Source organism: Parafrankia soli, assembly GCF_001854695.1.
Classification (GTDB): Bacteria; Actinomycetota; Actinomycetes; order Frankiales; family Frankiaceae; genus Parafrankia; species Parafrankia soli.
On sequence record NZ_MAXA01000070.1, the window covers coordinates 1 to 1,998 of the forward strand.

Annotated in this window: 1 protein-coding gene; it reads left to right on the forward strand. The window is 73.5% G+C overall.

Annotated elements, in window-relative coordinates:
- Positions 1-264: 264 nt before the first annotated feature.
- Positions 265-1,785: a class I adenylate-forming enzyme family protein gene (locus BBK14_RS08280; RefSeq protein WP_071060730.1), complete on the forward strand. Its 1,521-nt coding sequence runs from the start codon at positions 265-267 to the stop codon at positions 1,783-1,785.
- Positions 1,786-1,998: the final 213 nt, after the last annotated feature.

Below are 1,998 nucleotides of genomic sequence, written 5' to 3' on the forward strand. Positions count from 1 at the left end.
GCGGCCCGCGCATCCGCGACCGTCTACGTAAGCTGCCTGCCCGCGTGCTCTGTTCCATGATCTGTCCCTGCGTGATGGGCGGCTGTCGGCCGGCAGGTTCACCCCGGCGACCCGCTGTCTGGGCGAGAACTCTAAGTTATATATTTAGACTTTTCCAGCCTCAATATCGAGGTGGTGGCCGGTAGGTGCCACCGGCGAGGGCCGGCGGCCGCGCCGGCGTGGCTTGCCGCGCGCGCCGGACGCGCACAGGAGAGGACGACCACGTTGACGTTCTGGGGCCTGCTCGACGACGCCGCCCGGCGCGTGCCGGACGCCGTCGTGCTGGCGGACGACCACGGCCGCTCGCTGACCACCGCGGCCCTGCGTGACGCGGCCGGCCGCGCGGCGGCGGGCCTGCACGGGCACGGCGTGGAGCCGGGCGACGTCGTGTCCTGGCAGCTGCCCACGACGCTGGAGGCGGTGGTGCTGCTGGCGGCCTGCGCGCGGCTCGGTGCGGTCCAGAACCCCGTCATCCCGGCGTTCCGCCACCGGGAGGTCGGGTTCATCGTGCGGCAGGTCTCGGCACGCCTGGTCGTCGTGCCCGAGTCGTGGCACGGGTTCGGCCACGGCGAGATGGCCAGGTCGTTCGGGCCCGAGGTGCTGGCACTGGACCTCGACGGCCCGCCCGGGTCGGCACTTCGCCTGCCCGAGGGCGACTCCACCGGCCTGCCCGCCGCCCCCGCGCGGGCCGACGAGTGCCGGTGGATCTACTACTCCTCCGGCACGACCGCCGACCCGAAAGGGGCCCGGCACACCGACGCCTCGGTGATCGCCTCGTCGGACGGTGTCGTCGCCGGGCTCGGTTTCGGCGCCGGGGACGTGTACCCGATCGCCTGGCCGATCGGCCACATCGGCGGGGTCTCGATGCTCGCGGCGGCGCTGCGGGCCGGCGGGACGCTGGTTCTGTTCGACGCGTTCGACCCGGCCGTGACGCCTGAGCGGATGGCGGCCCACCGGCCGACGATCCTCGGCTCCGCGACGCCGTTCTTCCGCGCGTACGCGGCCGCGCAGCGCCGTCGCGCCGGGAAGCCGCTCTTCCCGGCGCTGCGTGCCTGCGTCGGCGGCGGCGCGGCGACACCGGAGCCCGTCAGCCGGGAGGTCGCGGAGGTCCTCGGCGTGCCCGGAGTGCTGGGCTCCTGGGGGCTCACCGAGTTCCCGGTGGCCACCAGCGAGACGCCGACGGACGCCGAGCCCGGCACGACGGTTGGCCGGCCGGCCGCCGGTGTCCGGGTGCGGGTCGTCGCTGGCGAGCTGCGGTTGAAGGGCCCGCAGTGTTTCCTCGGCTACCAGGACGCGGCGCTGGACGCCGACGCCTTCGACGCCGACGGCTGGCTGCGGACGGGGGACCTCGGAGACGTCGACGAGCAGGGCCGGGTGCGGGTGCGGGGTCGTCTGAAGGAGGTCGTCATCCGCAACGCGGAGAACATCTCCGCGGCGGAGGTGGAGAGGGTGCTGGCGCGGCATCCCGCGGTGCGCGACGTCGCGGTCGTCGGTGTGCCGGACGAGCGCACCGGCGAGCGGGTGTGCGCCGTCGTCGTGGTCGGGCCGGGCGGGCCGGGCGGGCCGGGCGACGAGGTCACGCTGGCCGCCCTCGTGGCACACTGCCGAGCCGAGGGGCTGGCCCGTCACAAGTGCCCGGAACGCCTGGAGGTCGTCGACGAGCTGCCGCGAAGCCCGATGGGCAAGGTCCTCCGGCGCGAGCTCGAAGGCTGGCTGGCGTCGGCACCGGGCGGCGTAATCGGTTGAAAACATATACATCAATGGCTACGATACTCGTGCGAAGGCCGTGACCGCCGGAGGGCGGAACACCACCTAGCGGTAGTTCGTTGGATCAAGGTGGGAGGTAGAGGTGCAGGCCGTGGCCTGCGCCGACTGCGGCGATCAGGGTGTCCAGGTCAGCAGGCGGGGGTGTGGGTGACCAGGCGTGCCAGCAGCGTCGTAGCAGGAGCCAGGGGGTCA